This is a genomic window from Mesorhizobium sp. M4B.F.Ca.ET.089.01.1.1 (genome assembly GCF_004022605.1).
GTDB classification, from domain to species: Bacteria; Pseudomonadota; Alphaproteobacteria; order Rhizobiales; family Rhizobiaceae; genus Mesorhizobium; species Mesorhizobium abyssinicae.
In genome coordinates, this window is record NZ_RZOS01000274.1 from 1 (window position 1) to 7,703 (window position 7,703).

The 7,703-nt window shown below is 65.7% G+C and carries 7 protein-coding genes and 1 pseudogene; 2 read left to right on the forward strand and 6 right to left on the reverse strand.

Annotation, left to right across the window (positions count from 1 at the left end; translation table 11 throughout):
* Together EN780_RS22380 and EN780_RS22385 are read left to right on the forward strand one after the other, a co-directional pair.
* Positions 1 to 217 (forward strand): annotated as a pseudogene (locus tag EN780_RS22380) (hypothetical protein); the annotation flags it as partial.
* Positions 214 to 2,376 (forward strand): phosphatidylserine/phosphatidylglycerophosphate/cardiolipin synthase family protein, encoded by a 2,163-nt coding sequence (locus EN780_RS22385; protein WP_245500075.1) that lies wholly within the window; start codon positions 214 to 216, stop codon positions 2,374 to 2,376. The pseudogene EN780_RS22380 and the gene EN780_RS22385, both read left to right, overlap by 4 nt.
* A gap of 57 nt (positions 2,377 to 2,433) precedes the next feature.
* On the opposite strand, the gene EN780_RS22390 is transcribed toward EN780_RS22385, so the two are convergent.
* The 6 genes from EN780_RS22390 to EN780_RS22415 form a co-directional block, all read right to left on the reverse strand.
* Complete coding sequence (locus EN780_RS22390; RefSeq protein ID WP_128275347.1) at positions 2,434 to 3,690, reverse strand: D-amino acid dehydrogenase; 1,257 nt, start codon at positions 3,688 to 3,690, stop codon at positions 2,434 to 2,436.
* 22 nt (positions 3,691 to 3,712) lie between these two features.
* Positions 3,713 to 4,246, reverse strand: a complete 534-nt coding sequence (locus EN780_RS22395) for a nucleoside-diphosphate kinase (protein ID WP_128275348.1) — start codon at positions 4,244 to 4,246, stop codon at positions 3,713 to 3,715.
* Positions 4,243 to 4,662: a nucleoside diphosphate kinase regulator gene (gene rnk, locus EN780_RS22400; protein ID WP_127310256.1), complete on the reverse strand. Its 420-nt coding sequence runs from the start codon at positions 4,660 to 4,662 to the stop codon at positions 4,243 to 4,245. Before rnk ends, EN780_RS22395 begins: the two co-directional genes overlap by 4 nt.
* A 268-nt stretch (positions 4,663 to 4,930) precedes the next feature.
* Entirely contained in the window at positions 4,931 to 6,025 is a 1,095-nt protein-coding gene (gene alr, locus EN780_RS22405; RefSeq protein ID WP_128275349.1) for an alanine racemase, read from the reverse strand.
* A 404-nt stretch (positions 6,026 to 6,429) separates the two neighbouring features.
* Positions 6,430 to 6,945, reverse strand: a complete 516-nt coding sequence (locus tag EN780_RS22410) for an RNA pyrophosphohydrolase (RefSeq protein WP_127391009.1) — start codon at positions 6,943 to 6,945, stop codon at positions 6,430 to 6,432.
* A gap of 125 nt (positions 6,946 to 7,070) precedes the next feature.
* Positions 7,071 to 7,703, reverse strand: a 633-nt coding sequence (locus EN780_RS22415; protein ID WP_189556663.1) for a divergent polysaccharide deacetylase family protein, incomplete at its 5' end; no start/stop codon positions are given.

Below are 7,703 nucleotides of genomic sequence, written 5' to 3' on the forward strand. Positions count from 1 at the left end.
CAACAGCGCCCGCCGCAACCATTGCGACTGCGACGGTGCGCTTGTCGCCTCGGCGAAAGTGATCCGCGACGACAAGACCGCCCCGAGGACGATGCGCAACGAGGCCGAGCTTTTGATCGCCACTTTCGCCGTCCCGGTCTGCAAGGTCTTTCCGCAAGGCTTCATGCCGCCGCGCGACCCCGCTCAGCTCAAGGCGATGAACGGGGCGACCGGGTGAACGTAAGGTCCGCGGCAACAAAAGCGCTGTTCGGATTGGCGCTCGCGGCGATGGCCGGCTGCGCCGGCATGCCCGGCCGCTCCGCCTGCGCCTTCTTTCCAGGCGACGATGCCTGCGACCGGCCGCCGATCTCGGCCGACAGCACCGGCGCCGCGATCGCCACCGCGCATTACTTCTATGCCGGCGACAGCGCTTACGAGAAGCGCTTCCAGGCGCTGCTGGCCCAAAGCCGGCTCGACGCGCTCGACCGCACGAACGGCACCGGCCGTTTCGGGCATGACTGGCGCGACATTCATAACAGCCGTTTCCAGGCGACCTACCGGGCGCTGCAACAGCTGGCAAAGCCGCTCAACATGACCGCGGTGACGCCGGCGCGCGGCAAACCCGGCGAGGATCATTTCACCGGGCGCTGGCGCATGTCGCGGCAGACACTCTATCTCGATGCCGCAGCCCGACCCTTTGCGCCCAAGACATTCAGCTTTTCCGGACTGGAGGCACGCCCGGTTGAGATTGTGCTCAGCCAGGCCGGCCAGAAGCCCCTCGACATCGGCGGCACCTGCGATGGGCCGTTGGCGATCCGCGCGTCGGGACGATCGAGCACCATCGCCGCCGGCTCGGCATTCCATCTCACCCTGCCGGCGGGCGAGGCATCCACGAGCCTCTATCCCGGCGAGGCGCTCAGCCGCTGCGACCTCAGCGTCCGGTCCGGCCTGGCGCCGGCCGGCGCGCCGCTGACCATTTTCCGCGAGGAGGTTGCCGACCCTTGGGTCGCCGCACTCGACAGCCGCTACGACCGCTGCCCGGTGCCCGATCCCGATGGGCTCAAGGAGCTCGACCGCGTTTTCTACGCCGGCCGCTGGCTGTCGCAGACTTGCGCGCTGCCACTTGGCAAACCGCTGCTGCTGCGCAAGTCGCGCGACGGCTTCAACGCCAAGGTCGAGGCGCTGCTGGGAGAGCGGCTTCCCGACAGCGCGTTCGACAAGGCTGATCCCGAGCAGCCGCTCGATTTCTCGCACGCGCCGAAACTCAGGCTGATCTATCTGTCGTCGCTGGAGTTCAAGGCGGACTTTTCCGGCCGCATCATCGAGCGGCTGATCCGCCATCATGCCGCCTTGGGCACCAAGGTGCGCATTCTGGTGACCGACGTGCTGGAGCGCGAGAAGGACGACGCCCTGCTGCACCGGCTGGCGGCCGAATTCCCCAATGTCCAGCTTCAGGAATACCGCTGGCGGGCCGACCACGGCGCGCCGATCGACGAGCAGATCTCACAGCTGCACAAGACCCACCACGTCAAGATGCTGGCGACGCTGGCCGAGGATCCCGGCCGATCGCGCGTCATCATCGGCGGCCGCAACATCCATGACGGCTTCCTGTTCCACAAGCCGGTCGACCTGTCGCGCTATCCGGACCTGCAGCAATACGGCAGGACCGACGGCTTCTCGCTGAACTACTATTCGAACTGGAGCGATTTCGACGTCGAGATCGCCGATCCGTCGACCATCGAGACACTGGCCGCGCATCTTTCGACCGTGTGGCTGCGCGACGCCGACACCAACATCTCGCGACCGTTTTCGATCCCGGTCCGCGCCAGTGGCCGGCTTCCGCAAGGCGTCGCCCGACACTTCATCTCCGTGCCCTATGAAGACGGGCACGCGCTGGAGAGCTATTTCGTCGAGCTGATCGACACCGCCGAGCACCATATCCAGATCGTCAACCCGTACCTGAACTTGACGCCGAAGCTCGCGCTGGCTTTCGACCGGGCGCTGGCCAGAGGCGTGAAGATCGACATTGTCGGCCGCATCGACCTCAAGGGCGACATCGGCGGCAAGTTCCTCACCGCGCTCAACAAGCTGTTCGTCGAGAAGTATGGCGACCGCATCGATATCCGCGAATTCAAGGCGCCCGACGTGGTGCTGCATTCCAAGGTCATGATGATCGATGAGAGGCTGGTGACGATCTCATCGGTCAACCTCAACAACCGCAGCTTCTTCCACGATTCGGAGAACGGCATGACCGTTCTCGACCCCGCCTTCTACGCCAGGATGAAACCGGTCTATGACGACTATCTCGTCCATTCACAGCCGGTCGCCACCAACGTGACCATCCCCTGGGCCTACCGGCTGCTGTTCAGAGAGGGCTGGGTGAAGCAGGCGTTTTAAGGCAGGTCGCCCCAAAAGCGCGCTGCGGTCCTGGGGACACCTGAAGGAGCAGTTGCCCTACTTCAGGTAGCGTTCCGGCCCGAGGTCGTGCGCATTGATCTCCGGCACCCGGCTGGAGATGATGTCGGCCAGCACCTTCGCCGAACCGCAGGCCATGGTCCAGCCGAGCGTGCCGTGGCCGGTGTTAAGATAGAGGTTGGACAGCTCGCTGCGGCCGACCAGCGGCGGCCCGTCCGGCGTCATCGGCCGCAAGCCGCACCAGAAGGTCGCGGCCTTGAGATCGCCGCCGCCCGGGAAGAGATCGCCGACCGAATGCTCCAACGTGCGCCGGCGCGATTCGTGCAGCCTCATGTCGAAGCCTGAAATCTCCGCCGTGCCGCCGACGCGGATGCGGTCGCCGAGCCTGGTGATCGCCACCTTGTAGGTCTCGTCCATGACGGTCGAAACCGGCGCCGCCTCGGCATCCTTGATCGGCACAGTGATCGAATAGCCCTTGACCGGGTAGACCGGGATCGGCCGTTTCAGCCAGCGCATCGCCTGCGCCGAGTAGCTGCCCATCGCCATCACATAGGCATCCGCCGCCCTCCAGCCCGTGCTGGTATGCATGTTGTGGACGCGGTTGCGGCTGCGGATGATGCGCCTGATCAGGGTGTCGTATTCGAAGGTCACGCCGCGCGCCACGCAGAGCTCGGCCAGGCGGTCGGTGAACATCTTGCAGTCGCCGGTTTCGTCACCCGGCAGCCTGAGGCCGCCAACGAACTTGCCGCGCACGTTGGCCAGCGCCGGCTCGGCCGCGATGCAGCCTTCGGGATCGAGGACTTCATAGGGGACGCCGTATTTCTTCAGCACCTCGACATCGCCACCTATGCCGTCGAGCTGCTTTTGCGTCCGGAAAAGCTGCAGCGTGCCCTTCGAACGCTCATCATAGGCGATGCCGGTCGCCTGGCGCAGCGCCTTCAGCGTGTCGCGGCTGTATTCGGCAAGCGGCACCATGCGCGACTTGTTGAGCGCGTAGCGCTCGGCCGTGCAGTTGCGCAGCATCTTCAGCAGCCACGTCCACATATGCGGGTCGAAGGCCGGCCGCACCACCAGCGGACCATGCTTCATCAGCAGCCATTTGATCGCCTTCAGCGGAATGCCGGGGCCGGCCCAGGGCGAGGCATAACCCGGCGAGACCTCGCCGGCATTGGCGAAGCTGGTTTCCAGCGCCGGACCTTTCTGGCGGTCGAACACTGTCACTTCGTGGCCGGCCTCGGCGAGGAAGTAGGCGGTGGTGACCCCGATCACGCCGCCGCCCAGCACGAAGATCTTCATCGCTTGCTCCCTCAAAGGCCGATCATGCCGCCGAAGGGCCCGGATCGTCTTCCTCTGTCTGCCGGATTTTGCCCGTCTCGCCAAGGGGCCTGCTGGTCGCTGCGGCGCTGTGGACAAGGGTCAGGCCCTGCGACAGACGTCCGCCGACGTTCCGAGCTGCTCGTCGCGCAGCCTCAGGCTGGTAAGGTACGTCTTCGACCACAATCCGCTCGTTCCTGCCGTCGGGCCGTTCGACCAGTAGGCTCTGGCCTTTCCTCATGCCGAGTAGGCTGAGGCCCCGCCACGTGCTGACGGAGAGGCCGGCCCCTATGGAAGCGAATGTTTCGCTCTGCACCAGCGTTCGCGTCTCCGCCGGGCCGCCATCTATGCAAAAAGTCACGCGGCTGGCCAACGTCACCAAGTCGGGCCCGACCAGGTCGACCGGAACAATGCTGCTCTGCGAGAGCTTGCGCTCGAGCACTGGCACGATCGGATCGGCAAAGGCGCGCCTGCGCAACAGCATCACCTCAATCATCCCCAAATCCTTCGTCGTCACGCAGTAGATGGTCTTGGTCATGACGGCCTCCCGGACGGGAGTTGCTCGACAGCGTCGATTGTGCCCGACAGGACCCGGCCGTCACGGCTTTGCCAGTGCACCGACCCGCCGGCACGCGCTCCGATCAGCGCTGTTCCGAGCGGCGTCAGCACCGAAATGCGCTTCTCGGCGATGTCGGCTTCGCCGGGATAGACCAGCGTGACGCGTTGGCAACTTCCATCGCTGTTGCGCATAGTCACTGTCGAGCCCATCCGCACTACATCTGCCGGCATGGACGCCGCTGCCGCGACCCTGGCGCGGTCCATTTCCGCGAGCAGACCCTCGGCAATGTCGGGCGCCCGGTCGAGACAGGCTCTGGCTAGGCCGGTCAGCCTGTTATGATCGGCGTCGCTGACGAGGAGCAGGTTTCGGTAGCGTGATGGAGTTGTTGCAGGCATGGCAAACCTCATGGCTCGGCGCACAGGACGACTGCGCTGGCGCCAGATCGGGGGCGGCGGACAAAGCCGGCAGCCGCACAAGGCCGGCCGACTCAATGGCGATGTATGGAATTTAAATGCCCCGGTTCAGGCGGCCGCCAGCTTGGTGGCCGGGCCGGGGCTACGCTCCCGCGATGGGGCAGACCCTGAAAAAGGTTCTGGTATGGGCGAGGTTGCTCATCCCGGAACCCTTGCCGAGAAGCGCCTGCTTGTCAAGCAAGGCACTCGTTCAGCCGGTATAGCGCCGGTGAAAGCGCTGCCCGAGGCTGGTCAGGATCTCATAGCCGATCGTGCCGGCATGGCCGGCCGCGTCGTCGACGCTTTGCGACGGTCCGAGCAGCTCGACCAGGTCGCCCGCGCCGAGCTTGCCTTGCGGCAGCGCGGAAATGTCGAGGATGATCGAATCCATCGACACCCGCCCGACAAAGGGCAGCCGCACGTTTTCGAACCAGGCGGCCGAGGCTGCGCGGCGATGCCAGCCATCGGCATAGCCGAGAGAGATCGTCGCCAGCCCGAGCGGATCCTCCGCGCGATAGGTGTGGCCGTAGCCGACGCCGGCACCTTTCTCGACGCTTCGCGTCTGTACCACCTTGGCCTGCAGCCGCACCACCGGCAGCATCGGATTCGGCTCCGCCGGCGTCGGATTGATGCCGTAGAGCGCCGCGCCGGGGCGCACGAGATCAAAATGGAAGGCCGGTCCGAGGAAGATGCCGGAGGAGTTGGCGAGCGACGCGGGCGCCTCGGGGAGCATCTTGCGCAGGCGCTCGAAGGCCAGCCACTGTCGCTCGTTGGCCGGATGCGCCGGCTCGTCGGCGCAGGCGAGATGGCTCATGACGAGGGTGACCGCGACGCCGTCGAAGGAAGTCGGCTCACGGCTCAGCGCCTCGACCTCCGCCGGCGACATGCCGAGCCTGGACATGCCGCTGTCGACCTGGATCGCAGCTGGCAGCTTGCGGCCGGCGGCCTGGCCGGCCTCACCCCAGGCCTTGAGCTGCGCGGCGCTGTTGATGACGGGAGCAAGTTCGGCTTCGACCGCCTCGTTTTCCGAGCCGGGCGGCAGCCCGTTCAGCACATAAATCGCCGGTCCGGGGCCGAGCGCCCGACGCAGCGCCACGCCTTCGGCGAGCAGCGCAACGAAAAAGCTCGTGCAGCCTTCCGCCGCCAGCGCCCGCGCCACTTCGGCGGCACCCAGCCCATAGCCGTCCGCCTTGACCACGCCGGCACATTGCGCGGCGCCGAGTCGCGCCTTCAGCCGCCGGTAGTTTTCCCTGATGGCGCCAAGATCGATGGTCAGGATCGCCCCGGCTGTGGCCTCGCTAGGCATGCAGCTACCCGCGTCAGGCGCTTGCGGCAAAGGCGCCTTGTCGCCGCTCATCGAGGCGACCGCGCCAGGGTTGCGCCTGTTGCGAAGACGCGCGATTGCCGACGCCGGCGCCGCCCCTCATCGCCCTGCCGGCCACTTCTCCCCGTATAGTGACGGGGAGAAGGGGCTGGCCGCAGCCTCGGTTGTCTTCCTGCAACGTTGGCGATTAGCGAAATCGGCGCCGACAGCTTCCCTCTCCCCGTCACTATACGGGGAGAGGATGCCGGCAGGCAGGTGAGGGGCAGCGCCGGCGCTCCTCTATGATGCTCTTGCCATGCATGGTTCATGTCAGCCTCTGGTACTTGCGGCGCACCGGCATCAATATCAAGAGTGCCCGATCCCGAACAGTGCGATCGAACGCGCCTCTACGGGACGAGATGCCGGAACGCCGCCACCACCTCTTCATAGACCTTGCGCTTGAACGGCACGATCAGCCCGGGCAGGTCCTGCATCGGCCGCCAAGCCCATTTGTCGAACTCGGCGGTGTGGCCGCCAGGCGGCGGGTTGATCTGGATTTCGCCGCTGTCGCCGTGGAAGCGATAGGCGAACCATTTCTGCGTCTGGCCGCGATAGCGCCCCTTGAAGGCAACGCCGACCAAGTGCGCCGGCAAATCGTAGTTGATCCATTCCGGCGCCTCGGCGAGCAGCGAGACCGAGCGCATGCCGGTTTCCTCGTAAAGTTCCCGTCCCGCCGCCTCGAACGGCTCCTCGCCCTTGTCGATGCCGCCTTGCGGCATCTGCCAGAGCTGCGTCGTGCCGGCGAACTCGCTGTCCGGCTCGGCAATGCGATGGCCGACCCAGACCAGCCCGTCGCCATTGAGGATCATCAGGCCGACGCAGGGACGGTAAGGCAGCGTTTCGGGATCGATATTCTTGGCCATCGTCGGACCTTCTGCGCTGCGGCGTGACGTCTGAGTAGTGAGTAGTGAGTAGTGAGTAGTAAGTACCTATAGCTGGCAGAATCAGATCACGGCACCGAAACTATTCACTATTCACTATTCACTATTCACCCTTTTTGCGGATCGATGGCCACCGCGGAAATCGGCACGATCTCGATGCCGCGCTTCCTCGCCTCGGCCACCCAGGTCGAAACCGTATCGACTGTGAGATCGAAGGCCGAGCCGATGCCGACGGCAGCGCCCTTCGCCCGCGCGGTGGCTTCCAGCTCGTCCAGCTTCTTCAGGATCGCGCCACGATCCTGCACGGCGTCGATCGATGTGTCGCCGGCGACGAAGGGCACGCCGTCCTTCAGCGCCAGGTCGGGCGCCAGGCTGCGCGCCGACGAGCCGTCGTCGACATAGGCGAGACCCCTTTTGCCGAGCTCCGCCATGAAACTCGCCATCGCCCCTGGATCGGCCGAGAAGCGCGCACCCATGTAATTCATGACGCCGGTATAGTTGGTCGTCCGCGACAGCGCCCAGTGCAGGTTCTTCAGGTTCTCGTCCGGGCTCGCCGCCACCGTCAGCGTGTTGCGGCCGGGATTGACGTTGGGATAGTCGAACGGCTCGAGCGGTACCTGCATGACGATCTCGTGCCCGCTCTGCCGCGCCGCCTGCATCCAGCGGCCGATGCTGTTGCCTTGCGGCGCGAAGGCCAGCGTCACCTCGGCCGGCAATTTGGCGATCGCCGCCTGCGTGCC

What these genes read in the sequence shown, in the direction of transcription:
- EN780_RS22390 (WP_128275347.1), bottom strand. Translation starts at nt 3,690, where the DNA reads ATGAAGATCTTCGTGCTGGGCGGCGGCGTGATCGGGGTCACCACCGCC.
- EN780_RS22395 (WP_128275348.1), bottom strand. Translation starts at nt 4,246, where the DNA reads ATGACCAAGACCATCTACTGCGTGACGACGAAGGATTTGGGGATGATT.
- rnk (WP_127310256.1), bottom strand. Translation starts at nt 4,662, where the DNA reads ATGCCTGCAACAACTCCATCACGCTACCGAAACCTGCTCCTCGTCAGC.
- alr (WP_128275349.1), bottom strand. Translation starts at nt 6,025, where the DNA reads ATGCCTAGCGAGGCCACAGCCGGGGCGATCCTGACCATCGATCTTGGC.
- EN780_RS22410 (WP_127391009.1), bottom strand. Translation starts at nt 6,945, where the DNA reads ATGGCCAAGAATATCGATCCCGAAACGCTGCCTTACCGTCCCTGCGTC.